Origin of the sequence: Pantoea sp. T14 (assembly GCF_036663535.1) — a bacterium.
Classification (GTDB): Bacteria; Pseudomonadota; Gammaproteobacteria; order Enterobacterales; family Enterobacteriaceae; genus Pantoea; species Pantoea phytostimulans.
Genome location: NZ_JAWUEB010000005.1, coordinates 19,056 through 39,028 on the forward strand (window position 1 = coordinate 19,056; position 19,973 = coordinate 39,028).

Genomic DNA, 19,973 nt, shown 5'->3' on the forward strand with positions numbered 1-19,973 from the left:
AAGAGATCTAACAAGAAGATCATATACAGAATAAAGATCCTTTCTTTTAAACACTGACGATCCCATCGCTTTCCCCCTGCGCTGAATTTAAGTAGAATCCACGGCCCAAGGGAGAACGATCCCTGAATGTCCATCAACGAGGTACCACTTCATGTTTTATCAAGATCCTTTTGACGTCATCGTAATTGGTGGTGGTCATGCGGGTACAGAAGCCGCTATGGCTGCTGCTCGAATGGGTCAGCAAACCCTGTTACTCACCCATAACATTGATACGCTTGGACAAATGTCCTGTAATCCGGCGATCGGTGGCATTGGCAAAGGACATTTGGTGAAGGAAGTGGATGCCTTAGGCGGTTTGATGGCCAGTGCGATCGACCAGGCAGGTATTCAGTTTAGGATACTAAACGCGAGTAAAGGGCCCGCCGTCCGAGCGACACGTGCTCAGGCGGATCGCGTGCTTTACCGTCAGGCAGTACGTACTGCACTTGAGAACCAACCCAACCTGATGATCTTCCAGCAGGCGGTTGACGATCTGATTGTCGAGAACGATCGTGTCGTGGGTGCTGTGACGCAAATGGGCCTGAAGTTCCGTGCAAAAACGGTGGTTCTTACGGTAGGGACTTTCCTCGATGGAAAAATTCATATCGGGCTGGATAACTACAGCGGTGGCCGTGCTGGCGATCCACCTTCCATCCCGCTGGCAAAACGCCTGCGAGCTTTACCACTGCGTGTAAACCGCCTTAAAACCGGTACGCCGCCGCGTATTGACGCACGATCCATCGACTTTAGCGTGTTGTCGCCGCAGCATGGCGATAATCCAATGCCGGTGTTCTCGTTCATGGGGAATGCTTCACAGCATCCTCAACAGGTACCGTGCTGGATCACATATACCAACGAAAAAACCCATGACGTGATCCGCAATAACCTCGATCGTAGCCCAATGTATGCTGGGATCATCGAAGGGATCGGCCCACGTTATTGCCCATCGATCGAAGATAAAGTGATGCGCTTTGCCGATCGTAATGCGCACCAGATCTTCCTTGAGCCTGAAGGCTTGACCAGTAACGAAATTTATCCAAACGGCATCTCAACCAGCTTGCCGTTTGATGTACAGATGCAGATCGTTCGCTCTATGCAAGGGCTGGAAAATGCGAAGATCATTCGCCCAGGCTATGCCATTGAGTATGATTTCTTCGATCCGCGCGATCTTAAGCAGACGCTGGAAAGCAAATATATTCACGGCCTGTTCTTTGCCGGACAAATCAACGGCACTACCGGTTATGAAGAAGCCGCCGCGCAGGGATTATTAGCAGGTCTGAACGCCGCACGTCAGTCTGCCGACAAAGAAGGCTGGGCTCCACGTCGCGATCAAGCTTATCTGGGCGTGTTGGTTGACGACCTCTGCACGCTTGGCACCAAAGAGCCGTATCGCATGTTCACTTCACGCGCGGAGTATCGTTTGATGCTGCGTGAAGACAATGCCGATCTGCGTTTGACTGAAACTGGCCGCGAGCTCGGTTTAGTGGATGACGCTCGCTGGGCGCGTTTTAATCAGAAACTGGAATCCATTGAGCAAGAGCGTCAGCGTCTACGTGATATCTGGGTACACCCGAAATCAGAAAACGTTGCTGACGTGAATACCGTGCTGAGCGCGCCGTTGACTAAAGAAGCCAGCGGTGAAGATCTGCTGCGTCGTCCAGAACTGACGTATCTGAAATTGATGACGTTGAACGGGTTTGGCCCAGCTCTGTCAGATGCGCAGGCTGCTGAACAGGTTGAGGTTCAGGTAAAGTACGAAGGTTACATTGCGCGTCAGCAGGAAGAGATTGATCGCCAGCAGCGTAATGAAAATACCTTACTGCCGGTCGATCTCGATTATCGTCAGGTTAATGGCTTGTCGAATGAAGTGATTGCCAAACTGAACGATCATAAACCGACGTCAATCGGTCAGGCTTCACGCATTTCTGGTATCACACCAGCCGCCATCTCGATTTTGCTCATCTATTTGAAAAAACAGGGTCTGCTGCGCAAAAGCGCCTGACCTGAAACGGGGCGAGGCAACTCGCCCCCGCTGACTGGACTCACGCTGTGATTAACAAACTCACCTCGCTGCTGCAAGCAGCTAATATTTCCCTCTCCGATCAACAAAAACAGCAGCTGATTGGCTACGTATCGCTGCTGGATAAGTGGAATAAAGCTTACAACCTGACGTCAGTACGCGATCCACAGCAAATGTTGGTGCGCCACATTCTCGACAGCATCGTCGTTGCACCACATTTGAAAGGCTCGCGCTTTATTGATGTAGGGACCGGGCCGGGCTTGCCAGGCATTCCGCTGGCGATCGTCATGCCAGAAGCACATTTCACGCTGCTTGATAGTTTGGGAAAGCGTGTACGGTTTTTACGGCAGGTACAGCACGAACTTGGTCTCGAAAACATCACGCCTGTGCAGAGTAGGGTGGAGGAGTTTCCTTCGGAGCCGCCTTTTGATGGCGTTATTAGCCGCGCTTTTGCCTCGCTGGAGGACATGGTGAACTGGTGTCATCATCTGCCTGCGCCAGAAGGACGCTTCTTTGCTTTGAAAGGCGTTCGCCCAGACGATGAGATTGCTTCGTTGCCTGCCGGATACACGTTAGATGCTGTTGTCGAGTTGAAAGTGCCTCAGTTGGATGGTGAACGTCATCTGGTCATCATTGGTCGCGAATAGGCATTTAAAGATTGTGGATTAAGGGAAGGTTAAGGTTTCGTCTTAGCAAAAAATGTGGCTAAAAAAACGGCAGTTGATTCTTTTATCGTGCGCGTTTTTTATTAAAGGTGCGCAGGAATAAGGTTAAAAAAGCCAACGGAAATTATCCGAAAAACTCTGTTACATTTAACCTTTAATTCACAATTATTTATCAGAAAGATCACTTATATTGCCGTTCATCTGAATACTGATAGTCACGTCGGAAAATATATCGCAGTAATAACTTGGCGTGCGTAATATGAATTACGCACTCTTATTGCACTCTTCGATGTCAACAACATGTTTTTATCGATAATAAGAGATTTGCGACCTGACACTATTTATAACTTGATGATAGTTAAATAAATAACTGCCTGTTAAAAACGGTAAATTGGGTATTGTCACAAAAGTTATTGTAGGTCAGATGCTTATTATGTGATCTAAAGCACGCTTTAAAAGCAAGTCCTGGCTGCATTTTCAGTAGATGGCCTGCCAATTCCAGCGGATTAATCTTTGGAAAAATAGGCGCTCGGAAAGAAATTTAAATAATTGTTCACCTTTTCGCTACTTAGCGATTGAAATCGCAGGTGCGGCCCGTATAATTTGCACGGCTTTTGCTGCTTGACTCAAATGAGTAAAGGCAGTCTTATACGACACGCGACATACCCCTAACGGGGCAGGAGAGTATCAGCGTCATGTCAGTGTCTCTTTACAGTGTGAAATACGCCCGAACCCTGCTGGTTATTCAGCTGGTGACGACTGTCATCATCGGTGCACTCTTTGCTCTGAAAGATGTCCACTGGGGCGTTTCTGCTCTGGCTGGCGGAGCGGCAGCCTGGCTGCCAAACGTGTTGTTTTTGTTTTTAGCCTGGCGCCTGCAGGGGCAAACCCCGGCTTCGGGGCGAGTCGCGTGGAGCTTCGCTTTGGGTGAAATAGCCAAAGTGTTCGCGACCATCATTTTGCTCATTGTGGCGTTGGGTGTATTCGGAGCGGTCTTCTGGCCTCTCGGAATAACCTGGTTATCGGTGCTGGTGGTTCAGATGTTGGCACCGGCGGTAATTAACAACAAAGGGTAAGAGGCATCATGGCTGCAGGAGAAATCTCTACTCCGCAAGAATACATAGGACACCATCTGAATAACCTTCAGCTGGACCTGCGTACTTTCGAGTTAGTGAATCCGCACGACGCTCCCGCGACGTTCTGGGTATTAAATATCGATTCCATGTTTTTCTCTCTGGTGCTGGGACTGGTTTTCCTGGTGTTGTTCCGTAAAGTGGCGAAAACCGTCACCAGCGGTGTGCCAGGGAAATTACAAGCGGCTATCGAGTTGGTTGTTGGGTTCGTTGATGACAACGTTCGCGACATGTATCACGGTAAGAGCAAACTTATCGCCCCGCTGGCTCTGACAATTTTTGTCTGGGTCTTCTTGATGAACTTCATGGATCTGCTACCTATCGATCTGCTGCCATATATTGGTGAGCATTTCTTAGGCCTGCCGGCGCTGCGCGTCGTGCCGTCTGCAGACGTGAACATCACGTTGTCTATGGCGTTGGGCGTATTTATTTTGATTCTGTTCTACAGCATCAAAATGAAAGGCATTGGCGGCTTCACGAAAGAGCTGACGCTGCAGCCTTTTAATCACCCGATCTTCATCCCTATCAACCTGATTTTGGAAGGTGTGAGCCTGCTGTCTAAACCGGTTTCTCTCGGTTTGCGACTGTTCGGTAACATGTATGCGGGTGAGCTGATCTTTATCCTTATTGCCGGTCTGTTGCCGTGGTGGTCACAGTGGTTGCTGAATGTGCCTTGGGCCATTTTCCACATCCTGATCATTTCGCTACAGGCTTTCATTTTCATGGTCCTCACGATTGTCTATCTGTCGATGGCATCTGAAGAACATTGATTTTTTTCTCAACACTAAGCGTTTAACTGAAACAAACTGGAGACTGTCATGGAAAACCTGAATATGGATCTGCTGTACATGGCTGCCGCTGTGATGATGGGCCTGGCGGCAATCGGTGCTGCGATCGGTATCGGCATCCTCGGAGGAAAATTCCTGGAAGGCGCTGCTCGTCAGCCTGACCTGATTCCTCTGCTGCGCACGCAGTTCTTTGTTGTAATGGGTCTGGTGGATGCAATCCCGATGATCGCTGTTGGTCTGGGTCTCTACGTGATGTTTGCTGTCGCCTAAAGCCCTTTGTTCACTCATCACATGTTGTGTACGAGTGAACGGATTCTGCCGTTTATCTTTGATAACGGCAGAAAAGTTAAATACTTAATTAGAGGCATTGTGCTGTGAACATTAATGCAACAATCCTCGGCCAGGCCATCGCGTTCATCCTGTTTGTCGCGTTCTGCATGAAGTACGTATGGCCACCGATTATGGCTGCCATCGAAAAGCGCCAGAAAGAAATTGCTGAAGGCCTTGCTTCTGCTGAACGCGCGAAGAAAGATTTGGATCTCGCGCAGGCTAATGCGACCGACCAGCTGAAAAAAGCCAAAGAAGAAGCCCAGGTCATTATCGAGCAAGCGAACAAGCGTCGCGCGCAGATCATGGACGAAGCCAAAACCGAAGCTGAGAACGAACGTAATCGAATCGTTGAACAAGCGCAGGCTGAAATTGATGCTGAGCGTAAACGTGCACGTGAAGAACTGCGTAAGCAAGTCGCGTTGCTGGCAATAGCTGGTGCCGAGAAGATCATCGAACGTTCCGTGGATGAAGCTGCTAACAGCGACATCGTTGATAAACTGGTCGCTGAACTGTAAGGAGGGAGGGGCTGATGTCTGATCTAATTACTGTAGCTCGCCCCTACGCCAAAGCAGCTTTTGACTTTGCTGTTGAGCATCAAAGTATTGAACGCTGGCAAAAAATGTTGGCGTTTGCCGCAGAAGTGGCTCGCAATGAACAGATGGCAGAACTCCTTTCCGGTGCTTTGGCGCCGGAAGCTTTGTCTGCTTCTTTCAACGCAGTCTGTGGTGATCAACTGGATGAACCCGCGCAGAACCTGATTAAGGTGATGGCGGAAAACGGACGTTTGACAGCGCTTCCAGCTGTACTGGATCAATTCATTCAACTGCGTGACGCCCATGAAGCGACAGCGGAAGTTGACGTGATTTCTGCCAGTACACTGAGTGACGACCAGCTGACTAAAATCAGCACCGCGATGGAAAAACGTCTGTCACGCAAAGTTAAGCTGAATTGCAAAATTGATAAGTCCGTAATGGCAGGCGTGATCATCCGTTCGGGTGATCTAGTGATTGATGGCAGCGTACGCGGCCGTCTTGAGCGTCTGGCAGACGTCTTGCAGTCTTAAGGGGACTGGAGCATATGCAACTGAATTCCACCGAAATCAGCGAACTGATCAAGCAGCGCATTGCTCAGTTCAATGTCGTGAGTGAAGCTCACAACGAAGGTACTATCGTTTCTGTAAGTGACGGTATCATCCGCGTACACGGCCTGGCCGATGTCATGCAGGGTGAGATGATTGCCCTGCCGGGTAGCCGTTACGCTATCGCCCTGAACCTCGAGCGTGACTCTGTAGGTGCAGTGGTGATGGGTCCGTACTCTGACCTTGCCGAAGGCATGAAAGTTAAGTGTACTGGCCGTATCCTGGAAGTTCCAGTTGGCCGTGGCCTGCTGGGCCGCGTGGTGAACACTCTGGGTGCACCTATTGACGGTAAAGGCGCAATCGACAACGACGGCTTCTCGCCAGTTGAAGTGATTGCTCCGGGTGTTATCGACCGTCAGTCAGTCGACCAGCCGGTTCAAACCGGTTACAAATCTGTCGATGCGATGATTCCAATCGGCCGTGGCCAGCGTGAGCTGATCATCGGTGACCGTCAGACCGGTAAAACCGCGATGGCGATCGATGCCATTATCAACCAGCGTGATTCAGGCATTAAATGTGTCTACGTTGCGATTGGTCAGAAAGCATCAACCATTTCTAACGTGGTGCGTAAGCTGGAAGAGCATGGCGCATTGGCGAACACCATCGTGGTGGTTGCTTCTGCTTCAGAATCTGCAGCACTGCAGTATCTGTCTCCGTACGCAGGTTGTGCGATGGGCGAATACTTCCGTGACCGCGGTGAAGATGCACTGATCGTGTACGATGACCTGTCTAAGCAGGCTATCGCTTACCGTCAAATTTCACTGCTGCTGCGCCGTCCACCAGGTCGTGAAGCTTTCCCTGGCGACGTGTTCTATCTCCACTCTCGTCTGCTGGAACGTGCATCACGCGTAAGCGCTGATTACGTTGAGCGTTTCACCAACGGTGAAGTGAAAGGCCAAACCGGTTCTCTGACCGCGCTGCCAATCATCGAAACTCAGGCGGGTGACGTTTCTGCGTTCGTTCCGACCAACGTAATCTCGATTACTGATGGTCAGATCTTCCTGGAATCCAACCTGTTTAACTCCGGTATTCGTCCGGCCGTTAACCCAGGTATTTCGGTATCCCGTGTGGGTGGTGCAGCGCAGACCAAGATCATCAAGAAACTGTCCGGTGGTATTCGTACCGCGCTGGCACAGTATCGTGAACTGGCTGCGTTCTCGCAGTTCGCTTCTGATCTGGACGATGCAACCCGTAAACAGCTGAGCCACGGTCAGAAAGTGACCGAGCTGCTGAAGCAGAAACAGTATGCGCCGATGTCTGTTGCGCAACAGGGTCTGGTTCTGTTCGCTGCTGAGCGCGGTTATCTGAACGACGTTGAAATTGCTAAAATCGGCAGCTTCGAAGCTGCACTGCTGGCCTTCGCCGATCGCGATCACGCCGAGCTGATGCAGGAAATCAACCAATCTGGCAACTTTAACAACGAAATCGAAGCGAAGCTGAAAGGCCTGCTCGATACGTTCAAAGCAACCCAGTCCTGGTAATGTCTGGCGGCTTGTCTGAAAAGGCAAGCCGCAAGGCTTTGAGGAGAAGCTAATGGCCGGCGCAAAAGAGATACGTAGTAAGATCGGAAGCGTAAAAAATACGCAGAAGATCACCAAAGCGATGGAAATGGTCGCCGCCTCCAAAATGCGTAAAACGCAGGAACGCATGGCAGCCAGCCGTCCGTATGCAGACACCATGCGCAAAGTGATTGGTCACCTTGCGTTAGGTAATCTGGAATACAAGCACCCTTACCTGCAAGAGCGTGACGTCAAGCGCGTCGGCTACCTGGTCGTTTCAACTGACCGCGGGCTTTGTGGTGGTTTGAACATTAACCTGTTCAAAAAATTGCTGGCAGAGATGAAATCCTGGTCTGATAAAGGCGTGCAGAGCGATCTGGCGATTATCGGTTCCAAAGGGATGTCATTCTTCGGCTCTGTAGGTGGCAACATCGTGGCGCAAGTCAGCGGCATGGGAGATAAACCTTCCCTGTCAGAACTGATTGGCCCAGTAAAAGTGATGTTGCAGGCTTATGATGAAGGCCGCATCGACAAGCTGTATATCGTCAGCAACAAGTTTAATAACACCATGTCTCAGACTCCGACCATTACCCAACTGCTGCCGTTACCGCCAGCGGAAGGTGAAGCAGAGATGAAGGCGAAGACCTGGGATTACCTGTACGAACCCGATCCGAAAGCGCTGCTGGATACCCTGCTGCGTCGTTATGTCGAATCGCAGGTGTATCAGGGTGTGGTGGAAAATCTGGCCAGTGAGCAGGCCGCACGTATGGTAGCGATGAAAGCCGCAACCGATAACGGCGGAAATCTGATCAAAGAGCTGCAGTTGGTATACAACAAAGCTCGTCAGGCCAGCATCACCCAGGAACTTACCGAGATCGTCTCGGGGGCCTCCGCGGTTTAACCAGGTTTGGAATTAGGTAGAGGATTCAAGATGGCAACTGGAAAGATTGTCCAGATTATCGGCGCCGTTGTTGACGTCGAATTCCCTCAGGACGCGGTACCAAAAGTGTACAGCGCCCTCGAGGTTCAGAATGGTGATGCTCGTCTGGTGCTGGAAGTACAGCAGCAGCTGGGCGGCGGCGTAGTACGTACCATCGCAATGGGTACGTCTGACGGTCTGAAGCGTGGTCTGGCAGTTAACGACCTGCAGAAACCGATTCAGGTTCCCGTCGGTAAAGCGACCCTGGGCCGTATCATGAACGTGCTGGGCGAGCCAATCGACATGAAAGGCGAGCTGAAAGAAGAAGACGGCAGTGCAGTAGAGATCGCCTCTATTCACCGCGCAGCACCTTCTTATGAAGATCAGTCAAACTCGCAGGAATTGCTGGAAACCGGCATCAAGGTTATCGACCTGATGTGTCCGTTCGCTAAGGGCGGTAAAGTCGGTCTGTTCGGTGGTGCGGGTGTAGGTAAAACCGTAAACATGATGGAGCTGATCCGTAACATCGCGGCTGAGCACTCAGGTTATTCGGTATTTGCTGGTGTGGGTGAGCGTACTCGTGAGGGTAACGACTTCTACCACGAAATGACTGACTCCAACGTTATCGATAAAGTTGCACTGGTGTATGGCCAGATGAACGAGCCGCCGGGTAACCGTCTGCGCGTTGCACTGACCGGTCTGACCATGGCGGAAAAATTCCGTGATGAAGGCCGCGACGTTCTGCTGTTCATCGACAACATCTATCGTTATACCCTGGCCGGTACGGAAGTATCTGCTCTGTTGGGTCGTATGCCATCTGCGGTAGGTTATCAGCCAACGCTGGCAGAAGAGATGGGTGTGTTGCAGGAGCGTATTACCTCCACCAAGACCGGTTCAATCACCTCTGTTCAGGCCGTTTACGTTCCTGCGGATGACTTGACTGACCCGTCTCCAGCGACCACCTTCGCCCACTTAGACTCAACCGTAACGCTGAGCCGTCAGATCGCTTCTCTGGGTATCTACCCAGCAGTTGATCCGCTGGACTCTACCAGCCGTCAGCTGGATCCGTTGGTTGTTGGTCAGGAGCACTACGATGTTGCTCGTGGCGTGCAGTCACTGCTGCAGCGTTATCAAGAACTGAAAGACATCATCGCCATCCTTGGTATGGACGAGCTGTCTGAAGAAGACAAACTGCTGGTGGCACGTGCGCGTAAGATTCAGCGCTTCCTGTCTCAGCCGTTCTTCGTGGCCGAAGTATTTACCGGTTCACCGGGCAAATACGTTTCGCTGAAAGACACCATCCGTGGCTTTAAAGGCATCATGGACGGTGAATTCGACCACCTGCCAGAGCAGGCTTTCTACATGGTCGGTTCTATCGACGAAGCGGTAGAAAAAGCGAAGAAACTGTAATAACGGTTTCCCGGGAGGAAAGATATGGCTATGACTTATCACCTGGATGTTGTCAGCGCAGAGCAGCAGTTATTCTCTGGTCTGGTACAGAAAATCCAGGTGTCAGGTAGCGAAGGTGAGCTGGGGATTTTTCCTGGTCACGCCCCGCTTCTGACTGCCATTAAGCCTGGAATGATCCGTATCGTGAAACAGCACGGCGAAGAGGAGTTTATTTACCTCTCTGGCGGCGTGCTGGAAGTGCAGCCGGGTAGCAGCACCGTTCTGGCCGATACCGCAATTCGCGGTACCGATCTGGACGAAGCGCGTGCTCTGGAAGCAAAACGTAAAGCAGAAGAGCACATCAACAGCAGCCACGGCGACGTGGATTATGCTCAAGCCTCTGCCGAGCTGGCGAAAGCCATTGCTAAACTGCGCGTGATCGAGCTGACCAAAAAAGCGATGTAATCCGGCTTTATGCGTCACGAAATGCCAGCCCTTTGGGCTGGCATTTTTTTTGTCTAAAAGCCATGAAGCAAGAGCCTACCTAATTTCGGCCCGAGAAAAATGTAGTAATCTCAACCCTAAACCGTTTAACTTTCCGCAGTCAAAAATTCAGTCAGGATGATTATGTCTATTAGCGCGATGAGTGTGGTGATCCTTGCCGCTGGCAAGGGCACACGTATGTATTCCGATGTGCCAAAAGTTTTACATACTTTGGCAGGTAAGCCGATGGTTCAGCATGTGATTGACGCCGCCAAAGGTCTTGGTGCGCAGCATGTTCATCTGGTTTATGGGCACGGCGGCGATCGACTCAAAGCAACGTTAACCGACAGTGCCTTGAACTGGGTATTACAGGCTGAGCAATTAGGCACTGGCCATGCAATGCAGCAGGCAGCGCCATTTTTTGCCGACGATGAAGACATTCTGATGCTGTACGGAGACGTTCCTCTTATATCAGAGGCCACGTTACAGCGTTTACGTGATGCGAAACCACAAGGTGGTATCGGATTACTCACAGTAGTGCTAGATAATCCAAGCGGATATGGCCGCATTGTGCGTGAGAATGAAACAATCGTTGGAATTATTGAACAAAAAGACGCCACACCTACACAACTCTCTATTAATGAAATCAACACTGGCATCCTGATCGCCAATGGCGGTGATTTAAAACGCTGGTTGGCACAGCTCACCAACAACAATGCGCAGGGTGAATATTACATCACTGACATTATTGCGTTAGCGCACCAGGAAGGCCGACTGATCAATGCGGTGCATCCGGCACGCATCAGCGAAACGGATGGCGTGAATAACCGCCTGCAACTCGCAACCCTGGAACGCACCTATCAAGCTGAACAAGCGGAGAAGCTGCTGTTGGCTGGGGTTATGCTGCGCGATCCGGCGCGCTTTGATCTGCGCGGTACGCTGGCACACGGTCGCGATATCGAAATCGATACTAACGTCATTATTGAAGGTCAGGTGACGTTGGGCCATCGCGTTAAAATCGGTGCGGGCTGCATCATTAAAAACAGTGTGATTGGCGATGATTGCGAAATCAGCCCCTATTCGGTGATCGAGGATGCGAATCTCGCTCAGGAATGTACGGTGGGTCCTTTCGCTCGCCTGCGTCCCGGCAGCGAGCTGGCGCAAGCCGCGCACGTTGGCAACTTTGTCGAAATGAAAAAAGCGCGCTTGGGCAAAGGCTCTAAAGCAGGCCACCTCTCTTATCTGGGCGACGCTGAGATTGGCGCTAATGTAAACATTGGCGCAGGTACCATCACTTGTAATTACGACGGCGCGAATAAGTCTAAAACTATTATCGGTGATGACGTCTTTGTTGGTTCGGATACGCAACTGGTCGCACCGGTAACGGTGGCTGCGGGGGCGACAATCGCGGCAGGTACCACGGTAATGAAGGATGTCACTGGCGCTGAGCTGGTCTATAACCGTAAAGAGCAGAATCACAAAGCGGGATGGCAACGTCCGCAGAAGAAAAAATAAATTTTTTTACGGCTCGCCTTGAGCGAGCCGCTGCACGTCCAAAACTATAATCCCCACTCTCTACAAGGCTCGGGGAACCGGCAAAGCCGGAAATCAGGTCGTATGACAACGAAAATGGCGAAGAGCCATGAAGTCAGGAAACTATTATGTGTGGAATTGTTGGTGCAGTAGCACAACGCGATATCGCAGAAATTCTGTTAGAGGGTCTGCGTCGTCTTGAGTATCGCGGGTATGACTCGGCAGGTTTGGCCGTGGTGGATCGCCAAGGGCACGTCACGCGCCTGCGTCGTTTAGGAAAAGTACACAAACTGGCTGAAGCCGCAGAACAGCAGCCGCTAATCGGGGGTACCGGGATTGCTCACACGCGTTGGGCAACGCACGGTGAACCCTCAGAGGCCAATGCGCATCCGCATATTTCAGAGCACATCATCATCGTGCACAACGGCATTATTGAGAACCATGAACCGCTGCGTGAATTGCTGATCGGTCGCGGTTATCACTTTGCCTCAGAAACCGATACCGAAGTGGTGGCGCATCTGGTGCATTGGGAGCAGAAGCAGGGCGGATCGCTGCGTGAAGTGGTATTGCGTGTCATTCCTCAGCTGCGTGGTGCGTATGGCATGGTAATCATGGACAGCCGCGATCCCTCGCTGCTGGTGGCGGCTCGTTCGGGCAGTCCGCTGGTGATTGGACGTGGCGTGGGCGAAAACTTTATCGCCTCCGATCAGCTGGCGCTGCTGCCGGTAACGCGTCGCTTCATCTACCTGGAAGAGGGCGATATCGCTGAAGTGACTCGCCGCGACGTGACTATTCTTGATCGCGCAGGCCAGCAGGTCACGCGTGCAGAAATTGAATCGAACGTGCAGTACGATGCGGGTGACAAAGGCATCTATCGCCACTATATGCAGAAAGAGATTTACGAGCAGCCAATGGCGATCAAAAACACCTTAACCGGTCGTTTTAGCCACGGAGAAGTTGATCTCAGCGAATTGGGCCCACAAGCCGAAACATTGCTGAGCCAGGTTGAGCATATCCAGATTATTGCCTGCGGCACGTCATACAACTCGGGGATGGTGTCGCGCTACTGGTTTGAGTCGCTGGCTAATATTCCTTGTGATGTGGAAATCGCCTCTGAATTTCGCTATCGCAAATCGGCGGTGCGCAAAAATAGCCTGCTGATCACCTTGTCACAGTCGGGTGAAACTGCCGACACGCTGGCCGCGCTGCGCCTGTCTAAAGAGCTGGGCTATCTCGGTTCGTTGGCGGTGTGCAACGTAGCGGGTTCATCGCTGGTGCGTGAATCTGATTTAGCGTTAATGACCAAAGCGGGCACTGAAATCGGTGTGGCATCGACCAAAGCGTTTACTACCCAGCTCGCTGTGTTGCTGATGCTGGTGGCAAAGCTGGGTCGCCTGAATGGTATGTCTGTTGAGACTGAACATGAAATTGTGCACGGTCTACAAGCGCTGCCAAGCCGCATTGAACAGATGCTGGCGCAGGATAAGCTGATCGAAAACCTGGCTGAAGGTTTCTCTGATAAACATCATGCGCTGTTCCTTGGCCGTGGCGATCAATACCCGATCGCGATGGAAGGGGCGCTGAAATTGAAAGAGATCTCCTATATTCATGCAGAAGCCTATGCGGCAGGTGAACTGAAACATGGCCCGCTGGCACTGATTGATGCGGATATGCCTGTGATTGTGGTCGCGCCGAACAATGAGCTGCTGGAAAAACTGAAGTCGAACATAGAGGAAGTTCGCGCACGCGGCGGTTTGCTGTATGTGTTTGCCGATCAAGATGCCGGTTTCAGCGACAGCGAAGGAATGAAGATCATTCCATTGCCGCATGTGGAAGAGGTGATTGCGCCAATCTTCTACACCGTGCCGCTCCAACTGCTCTCTTATCACGTCGCGTTGATCAAAGGCACCGACGTCGACCAACCGCGTAACCTGGCAAAATCGGTTACGGTGGAATAAAAAACGGGCCCCGATGTGGGCCCGCTTCATTTCTGCACGCTGTCATATAACTGTCATATTTCGTACATTTCACTGTAACCAAACTGTCCTATTTTCCCTCCAGCAGCAATCACAAAATCTTACTAAAACGGCTTTGAGCCTGAGATTAACTCCCCTGGAGGGAACATGACACTGATGCGTAGCACCGTAGCCCGAATCCTCGCCGCCACCTTCGCCGTAAGCGCGGTCTCTGCTTATGCAGCCACCGATCTGACGGGCGCAGGCGGGACGTTCCCGGCGCCGGTTTATGCCAAGTGGGCAGCAGAATATCAGCAAGCCACAGGTAGCAAAATCAACTATCAGGGTATTGGTTCTTCGGGTGGCGTGAAACAAATTATCGCCAAGACCGTGGATTTTGGTGCGTCAGATGCGCCAATGAAAGATGAAGATCTGCAAAAAAATGGCCTGTTCCAGTTTCCAACCGTGATCGGTGGTGTAGTGCTGGCGGTTAACCTGCCGGGCATCAAATCGGGCGAACTGACGCTGGATGGCAAAACCGTCGGCGACATCTATCTGGGCACCATTAAAAAGTGGAACGATCCGGCGATTACCAAGCTGAACCCAGGCGTCAAACTGCCAGAAACTAACATCAACGTGGTTCGCCGCGCTGACGGTTCCGGCACCTCATTCGTTTTCACCAGCTACCTGGCGAAAGTGAATGAAGAGTGGAACAGCAAAATTGGTAAAGGCAACACCGTTAACTGGCCGACCGGTTTAGGCGGAAAAGGGAACGATGGCGTGGCGGCGTTTGTACAGCGTCTGCCTGGTTCAATTGGTTACGTTGAATATGCCTATGCCAAACAGAACAACCTGACGTACACCAAGCTGATGGATGCCGATGGCAAAGCGGTTGCACCAAGCGAAACCAGCTTCAGCAATGCCGCGAAAGGCGCAGACTGGAGCAAATCTTTTGCCCAGGATCTGACGTTCCAGAAAGGCGACGACGCCTGGCCAATCTCTTCAACCACGTTCATTTTGCTGTACAAGGATCAGGCTAACGCTGACAAAGGTAGCGAAGTGCTGAAGTTCTTCGACTGGGCCTATAAAAATGGTGATAAAACCGCCACCAGCCTGGATTACGCCACCTTGCCAGACAGCGTGACTGAACAAATTCGCTCTGCCTGGAAAGCCAATATCAAAGACAGTTCTGGCAAAGCGCTTTACCAGTAAGTGAATGACCCTGATCGGACATCTGTTCGTTCAGACCTCATGGGCGGCGTTGAGCCGCCCTGATAACCTCTGAAGACTGAGACTTCTATGGCTGCAACGAAGCCGGCATTCAAAGCTCCAGGCAAGCAAGGCGACAAGATTTTCGGCGCGCTGGTAAAACTCTCCGCGATCATTGTGCTGTTGCTGATGGGCGGCATTATTGTCTCCCTGATTATCTCCTCCTGGCCAAGCATTCAGAAATTTGGTTTCTCATTTTTATGGACCAAAACCTGGGATGCGCCTAACGAACAATTTGGTGCGCTGGTACCGATCTACGGCACTATCGTTACCTCTGTCATCGCCTTGGTCATTGCGGTACCGGTGAGTTTTGGTATTGCGCTGTTCCTGACTGAACTCTCTCCGAACTGGTTACGTCGCCCGCTCGGTACTGCCATCGAATTGCTGGCGGCCATTCCAAGTATCGTTTACGGCATGTGGGGCCTGTTTGTTTTCGCTCCGCTGTTTGCAGAGTACTTTCAGACGCCGGTGGGTGAAGTGCTGTCAGGCATTCCGATTGTTGGCGAGCTGTTTACCGGCCCGGCTTTCGGTATTGGTATCCTCGCGGCAGGCGTGATCCTCGCCATCATGATCATCCCTTACATCGCCTCGGTGATGCGTGATGTGTTTGAGCAAACCCCGGTGATGATGAAAGAGTCTGCTTACGGCATCGGTTGCACCACTTGGGAAGTGATCTGGCGCATCGTGCTGCCGTTCACCAAAAACGGTGTGATTGGCGGCATCATGTTGGGGCTGGGCCGCGCCCTCGGTGAAACCATGGCAGTGACCTTTATCATCGGGAACACCTACCAACTCGATAGTGCCTCGTTGTTTATGCCGGGTAACAGCATTACCTCGGCGTTGGCGAATGAGTTCGCGGAGGCAGAGTCCGGCGTTCACGTTGCCGCACTGATGGAGCTGGGTCTGATCCTGTTTGTGATCACGTTTATCGTTTTGGCGATTTCTAAATTGATGATTTTACGCCTGGCGAAAAGTGAAGGAGCGCGCTCATGACAACAATTGAATTGCAGGCGCGCACTGAGCTTGAGCAGTCACGCCGCAAAATGCAGTCCTGGCGCAGTACAAAAAACAAGATTGCGCTGACGCTGTCGCTACTGACCATGGTTTTTGGCCTGTTCTGGCTGGTATGGATTCTCTATACCACCGTTTCACGCGGGCTGGATGGTTTGTCGTGGGAACTGTTTACCGAATCCACGCCGCCACCGAATACGGCAGGCGGCGGTTTAGCCAATGCTTTAGCGGGCAGCGGCCTGCTGATTTTCTGGTCGACCTTTTTCGGTACACCGCTGGGCATCCTGGCGGGCGTTTACCTGGCTGAATATGGGCGTAAACACTGGTTGGCGGAAGTGATTCGTTTCATCAACGACATTCTGCTGTCAGCGCCGTCGATTGTGGTCGGCCTGTTTGTCTACACCATCGTGGTGGCGCAGATGCAGCACTTCTCCGGTTGGGCTGGTGTGATTGCATTGGCACTGTTACAGGTCCCGATCGTGATCCGTACTACGGAAAATATGCTGCGATTGGTACCCGATACCATGCGAGAAGCGGCTTACGCGCTGGGTACGCCAAAATGGAAGATGATCTCAGCCATCACGCTAAAAGCCTCGGTGTCGGGCATTATCACCGGTGTGCTGCTGGCCATCGCGCGTATCGCCGGTGAAACCGCACCGCTGCTGTTTACTGCGCTGTCGAACCAGTTCTGGAGCACCGACATGATGCAGCCGCTGGCTAACTTGCCGGTCACCATTTTTAAATTCGCTATGAGCCCGTTTGCCGAATGGCAGAGCCTGGCCTGGGCTGGCGTACTGATTATTACCTTGTGCGTGCTGCTACTGAATATCATAGCGCGTGTGATTTTCGCCAAAGGTAAACACGGTTAACTTCCGGTGCTGCCTTGCGCGGCACCGTTTAAGAGAGACGAACAATGCGTAACGCGACTTCATCTGCCGATAAAATTCAGGTCCGTAATCTGAACTTCTATTACGGCAAGTTTCACGCGCTGAAAAATATTAATCTGGATATTGCTAAAAATCAGGTTACGGCGTTTATCGGCCCGTCGGGCTGCGGCAAATCCACCTTGCTGCGCACCTTCAATAAAATGTATTCGCTCTACCCTGAACAGCGTGCTGAAGGGGACATCCTGCTGGATGGCGATAACATTTTGGCCACGCATCAGGATATCGCGCTGTTACGCGCTCGCGTGGGTATGGTGTTTCAAAAGCCAACCCCGTTCCCGATGTCGATTTATGACAACATTGCCTTTGGCGTGCGTCTGTTTGAGAAGCTGTCGCGGGCTGACATGGACGAGCGCGTGCAATGGGCGCTGACCAAAGCGGCGCTGTGGAATGAAACCAAAGACAAGCTGCATCAGAGCGGTTACAGTCTTTCCGGCGGTCAGCAGCAGCGCCTGTGCATTGCTCGCGGCATCGCCATTCGCCCGGAAGTTCTGCTGTTAGATGAGCCTTGTTCCGCGCTCGACCCGATCTCCACCGGGCGCATTGAAGAGCTAATCACCGAGCTGAAGCAGGATTACACCGTGGTGATTGTTACCCACAACATGCAGCAGGCGGCGCGTTGTTCCGACCACACCGCATTTATGTATCTGGGCGAACTTATTGAATTCAGCGATACCGACACGCTGTTCACTAAGCCTGCGCAGAAACAAACTGAAGATTACATTACTGGCCGCTACGGCTGATTTGTCAGGAGATTGCCATGGACAATTTGAATCTGAATAAACATATCTCCGGGCAGTTCAATGCGGAGCTGGAACACATTCGTACCCAAGTGATGATCATGGGCGGCATGGTCGAGCAGCAGCTGACGGATGCGATTACCGCGATGCACAATCTGGACGGCGAACTGGCACAGCGCGTCATCGACGGTGACCAGAAGGTCAACATGATGGAAGTGGAGATTGATGAAGCCTGCGTGCGCATCATCGCCAAACGTCAGCCAACCGCCATCGATCTGCGCTTGGTGATGGCGATCATCAAAACGATTTCTGAGCTGGAGCGCATCGGTGATGTGGCTGAGAAAATCAGCCGCACCGCGCTGGAAAAGTTTGGTCAACAGCATATGCCGCTGTTGGTGAGCCTGGAATCATTGGGCCGCCACACGGTGCAGATGCTGCATGATGTGCTGGATGCCTTTGCGCGTATGGATCTTAACGAAGCGATTGAAATCTATCGTGAAGACAAGAAAGTCGATAAAGAGTACGAAGGCATTGTGCGTCAGTTAATGACTTACATGATGGAAGATCCGCGCACTATCCCAAGCGTATTGACCGCCCTGTTCTGCGCTCGCGCCATTGAACGCATCGGGGACCGCTGTCAGAACATCTGTGAAATCATCTTCTACTTCGTTAAAGGTCAGGATTTCCGCCATGTTGGCGGTGACCGGTTAGATGAACTGCTTTCCGGTGACGACGGCAGCAATAAACCTTCCTGATGTGATTTAATCCGTGCGTTGTTCTGACGCACGGGTTTCCTGTTGCCCCCCTCACTCCTTTATACTTGCGGCACTTTCCCCTTTTAGGTGCCAATTGATGTCTTCTTCTCCCCACTCCAGGCAGAGCGCCACGCCTGCTAAAGCCATGCTGGCTGCCGTTAGTGGTTACGCCATGGACGGATTTGATCTGCTGATCCTTGGTTTTATGTTGCCCGCTATTAGCGTGTCACTGGCGCTTGATCCGTCACAAGCGGGGTCGTTAGTGACCTGGACATTGATCGGCGCAGTTATCGGCGGCATTGTGTTTGGCAATCTCAGCGACCGCTTTGGCCGCATTCGTATGCTGACTATCACCATCTTGGTTTTTTCGGTGTTTACCGGCCTGTGCGCAGTCGCGCAAGGTTACTGGGATTTGTTGGCTTATCGCACGCTGGCTGGCGTGGGATTAGGGGGCGAATTCGGTATCGGCATGGCGTTAATTGCTGAAGCCTGGCCTGAAGAGAAGCGCAATCGCGCATCAGCGTGGGTGGGCATCGGTTGGCAGCTTGGCGTATTGCTGGCTGCGTTTATCACGCCACCGTTATTGAGCGTGATTGGCTGGCGCGGCATGTTCCTGGTTGGTTTGCTGCCTGCGATTGTTTCCTTTGCCATTCGCCGCAGCATGGGCGAACCGGAAGGTTACACGCAGCAGGTAAAGCACGTTCCTTCCTTGTCTTTTATGGCGCGACTCAAACTGTTGGTTCGCGATCGTGATACCACAAAAGCCAGCCTCGGCATCTTCATTCTTTGCTCAGTACAGAACTTCGGTTATTACGGTTTGATGATCTGGATGCCAAGCTATCTCTCCTCCAACTTTGGCTTTAGCCTGACCAAATCGGGCTTGTGGACGGCAGTTACCGTGGTCGGCATGACGTTTGGTATTTGGCTGTTTGGCGTGTTGGCGGATCGCTTTGCGCGCTGGAAGATTTTTTTGCTGTATCAGTTTGGTGCGGTGGCGATGGTCATCATCTATGCGCAACTGCGCGATCCCACCGTGATGCTGTTTACCGGTGCGCTGATGGGCATGTTTGTGAATGGCATGATTGGCGGCTATGGCGCGCTGATTTCTGACACCTTCCCACCACAGGCGCGCGCCACAGCGCAGAACGTATTGTTCAACCTCGGACGCGGCGTTGGCGGCTTTGGCCCAGTAGTGATCGGCCTGTTGGCGAGTAAGTTCTCTTTCGTTGCAGCGATTACCTTGCTGGCGCTGATTTATCTGCTGGATATCCTCGCCACGCTATTTTTACTGCCGAAAAAGCAGAGCAAGGAAGATGCGTTAGGCGCAATTGGTTAAGTTTGGCTAGGTGCGCTGGCCCCATTC

19 protein-coding genes are annotated in these 19,973 nt (G+C 51.9%); all 19 read left to right on the forward strand.

Going from position 1 to position 19,973, the window contains the following annotated elements:
* Positions 1 to 151: 151 nt before the first annotated feature.
* The 19 genes from mnmG (at position 152) to SC127_RS01295 (ending at position 19,946) form a co-directional block, all read left to right on the forward strand.
* On the forward strand, positions 152 to 2,041 hold the full coding sequence (gene mnmG / locus SC127_RS01205; protein WP_243079814.1) for a tRNA uridine-5-carboxymethylaminomethyl(34) synthesis enzyme MnmG: 1,890 nt from the start codon (positions 152 to 154) through the stop codon (positions 2,039 to 2,041).
* A gap of 47 nt (positions 2,042 to 2,088) precedes the next feature.
* Positions 2,089 to 2,706: a 16S rRNA (guanine(527)-N(7))-methyltransferase RsmG gene (gene rsmG, locus SC127_RS01210; RefSeq protein ID WP_215848106.1), complete on the forward strand. Its 618-nt coding sequence runs from the start codon at positions 2,089 to 2,091 to the stop codon at positions 2,704 to 2,706.
* A gap of 713 nt (positions 2,707 to 3,419) precedes the next feature.
* Entirely contained in the window at positions 3,420 to 3,800 is a 381-nt protein-coding gene (gene atpI / locus SC127_RS01215) for a F0F1 ATP synthase subunit I (RefSeq protein ID WP_215848105.1), read from the forward strand.
* Between the two features lie 8 nt (positions 3,801 to 3,808).
* The gene (gene atpB / locus SC127_RS01220) at positions 3,809 to 4,627 is read left to right on the forward strand and encodes a F0F1 ATP synthase subunit A (RefSeq protein WP_215848104.1); all 819 of its coding nucleotides are present in this window, start codon (positions 3,809 to 3,811) and stop codon (positions 4,625 to 4,627) included.
* Between the two features lie 48 nt (positions 4,628 to 4,675).
* Positions 4,676 to 4,915 carry a F0F1 ATP synthase subunit C gene (atpE, locus tag SC127_RS01225; protein ID WP_003849523.1) on the forward strand — a complete coding sequence of 80 codons (240 nt, stop codon included), beginning with the start codon at positions 4,676 to 4,678 and terminating at the stop codon, positions 4,913 to 4,915.
* Between the two features lie 104 nt (positions 4,916 to 5,019).
* The gene (gene atpF / locus SC127_RS01230) at positions 5,020 to 5,490 is read left to right on the forward strand and encodes a F0F1 ATP synthase subunit B (protein ID WP_215848103.1); all 471 of its coding nucleotides are present in this window, start codon (positions 5,020 to 5,022) and stop codon (positions 5,488 to 5,490) included.
* Between the two features lie 14 nt (positions 5,491 to 5,504).
* The gene (atpH, locus tag SC127_RS01235; RefSeq protein WP_215848102.1) at positions 5,505 to 6,038 is read left to right on the forward strand and encodes a F0F1 ATP synthase subunit delta; all 534 of its coding nucleotides are present in this window, start codon (positions 5,505 to 5,507) and stop codon (positions 6,036 to 6,038) included.
* A 14-nt stretch (positions 6,039 to 6,052) separates the two neighbouring features.
* Positions 6,053 to 7,594: a F0F1 ATP synthase subunit alpha gene (gene atpA, locus SC127_RS01240; protein WP_215848101.1), complete on the forward strand. Its 1,542-nt coding sequence runs from the start codon at positions 6,053 to 6,055 to the stop codon at positions 7,592 to 7,594.
* A 52-nt stretch (positions 7,595 to 7,646) separates the two neighbouring features.
* Positions 7,647 to 8,513, forward strand: a complete 867-nt coding sequence (gene atpG / locus SC127_RS01245; RefSeq protein ID WP_215848100.1) for a F0F1 ATP synthase subunit gamma — start codon at positions 7,647 to 7,649, stop codon at positions 8,511 to 8,513.
* Positions 8,514 to 8,543: 30 nt separating this feature from the next.
* Positions 8,544 to 9,941 (forward strand): F0F1 ATP synthase subunit beta, encoded by a 1,398-nt coding sequence (gene atpD, locus SC127_RS01250; protein ID WP_215848099.1) that lies wholly within the window; start codon positions 8,544 to 8,546, stop codon positions 9,939 to 9,941.
* A 24-nt stretch (positions 9,942 to 9,965) separates the two neighbouring features.
* Entirely contained in the window at positions 9,966 to 10,385 is a 420-nt protein-coding gene (locus SC127_RS01255; RefSeq protein WP_215848098.1) for a F0F1 ATP synthase subunit epsilon, read from the forward strand.
* Between the two features lie 162 nt (positions 10,386 to 10,547).
* Positions 10,548 to 11,918, forward strand: coding sequence for a bifunctional UDP-N-acetylglucosamine diphosphorylase/glucosamine-1-phosphate N-acetyltransferase GlmU (gene glmU, locus SC127_RS01260; RefSeq protein WP_332624909.1), 1,371 nt, complete (start codon positions 10,548 to 10,550; stop codon positions 11,916 to 11,918).
* A 146-nt stretch (positions 11,919 to 12,064) separates the two neighbouring features.
* A complete protein-coding gene (gene glmS / locus SC127_RS01265; protein WP_243079812.1) occupies positions 12,065 to 13,894 on the forward strand; it encodes a glutamine--fructose-6-phosphate transaminase (isomerizing) in 1,830 nt (609 codons plus the stop codon).
* A gap of 165 nt (positions 13,895 to 14,059) precedes the next feature.
* Positions 14,060 to 15,103 (forward strand): phosphate ABC transporter substrate-binding protein PstS, encoded by a 1,044-nt coding sequence (pstS, locus tag SC127_RS01270; protein WP_215848095.1) that lies wholly within the window; start codon positions 14,060 to 14,062, stop codon positions 15,101 to 15,103.
* A gap of 87 nt (positions 15,104 to 15,190) precedes the next feature.
* Entirely contained in the window at positions 15,191 to 16,153 is a 963-nt protein-coding gene (gene pstC, locus SC127_RS01275; RefSeq protein WP_332624910.1) for a phosphate ABC transporter permease PstC, read from the forward strand.
* Entirely contained in the window at positions 16,150 to 17,040 is an 891-nt protein-coding gene (gene pstA / locus SC127_RS01280) for a phosphate ABC transporter permease PstA (RefSeq protein ID WP_243079810.1), read from the forward strand. Before pstC ends, pstA begins: the two co-directional genes overlap by 4 nt.
* A gap of 44 nt (positions 17,041 to 17,084) precedes the next feature.
* On the forward strand, positions 17,085 to 17,858 hold the full coding sequence (pstB, locus tag SC127_RS01285) for a phosphate ABC transporter ATP-binding protein PstB (protein ID WP_215848092.1): 774 nt from the start codon (positions 17,085 to 17,087) through the stop codon (positions 17,856 to 17,858).
* 17 nt (positions 17,859 to 17,875) lie between these two features.
* Positions 17,876 to 18,610 (forward strand): phosphate signaling complex protein PhoU, encoded by a 735-nt coding sequence (phoU, locus tag SC127_RS01290; protein ID WP_215848091.1) that lies wholly within the window; start codon positions 17,876 to 17,878, stop codon positions 18,608 to 18,610.
* 97 nt (positions 18,611 to 18,707) lie between these two features.
* Positions 18,708 to 19,946 (forward strand): MFS transporter, encoded by a 1,239-nt coding sequence (locus tag SC127_RS01295; RefSeq protein ID WP_243079809.1) that lies wholly within the window; start codon positions 18,708 to 18,710, stop codon positions 19,944 to 19,946.
* The last annotated feature ends 27 nt before the right edge of the window (positions 19,947 to 19,973 follow it).

Coding starts and splice junctions, on each gene's coding strand:
- atpD (WP_215848099.1), top strand. CDS start 8,544: ATGGCAACTGGAAAGATTGTCCAGATTATCGGCGCCGTTGTTGACGTC.
- pstC (WP_332624910.1), top strand. CDS start 15,191: ATGGCTGCAACGAAGCCGGCATTCAAAGCTCCAGGCAAGCAAGGCGAC.
- atpG (WP_215848100.1), top strand. CDS start 7,647: ATGGCCGGCGCAAAAGAGATACGTAGTAAGATCGGAAGCGTAAAAAAT.
- glmS (WP_243079812.1), top strand. CDS start 12,065: ATGTGTGGAATTGTTGGTGCAGTAGCACAACGCGATATCGCAGAAATT.
- glmU (WP_332624909.1), top strand. CDS start 10,548: ATGTCTATTAGCGCGATGAGTGTGGTGATCCTTGCCGCTGGCAAGGGC.
- pstS (WP_215848095.1), top strand. CDS start 14,060: ATGACACTGATGCGTAGCACCGTAGCCCGAATCCTCGCCGCCACCTTC.
- atpI (WP_215848105.1), top strand. CDS start 3,420: ATGTCAGTGTCTCTTTACAGTGTGAAATACGCCCGAACCCTGCTGGTT.
- atpA (WP_215848101.1), top strand. CDS start 6,053: ATGCAACTGAATTCCACCGAAATCAGCGAACTGATCAAGCAGCGCATT.
- SC127_RS01255 (WP_215848098.1), top strand. CDS start 9,966: ATGGCTATGACTTATCACCTGGATGTTGTCAGCGCAGAGCAGCAGTTA.
- atpH (WP_215848102.1), top strand. CDS start 5,505: ATGTCTGATCTAATTACTGTAGCTCGCCCCTACGCCAAAGCAGCTTTT.
- atpB (WP_215848104.1), top strand. CDS start 3,809: ATGGCTGCAGGAGAAATCTCTACTCCGCAAGAATACATAGGACACCAT.
- pstB (WP_215848092.1), top strand. CDS start 17,085: ATGCGTAACGCGACTTCATCTGCCGATAAAATTCAGGTCCGTAATCTG.
- pstA (WP_243079810.1), top strand. CDS start 16,150: ATGACAACAATTGAATTGCAGGCGCGCACTGAGCTTGAGCAGTCACGC.
- phoU (WP_215848091.1), top strand. CDS start 17,876: ATGGACAATTTGAATCTGAATAAACATATCTCCGGGCAGTTCAATGCG.
- SC127_RS01295 (WP_243079809.1), top strand. CDS start 18,708: ATGTCTTCTTCTCCCCACTCCAGGCAGAGCGCCACGCCTGCTAAAGCC.
- atpE (WP_003849523.1), top strand. CDS start 4,676: ATGGAAAACCTGAATATGGATCTGCTGTACATGGCTGCCGCTGTGATG.
- mnmG (WP_243079814.1), top strand. CDS start 152: ATGTTTTATCAAGATCCTTTTGACGTCATCGTAATTGGTGGTGGTCAT.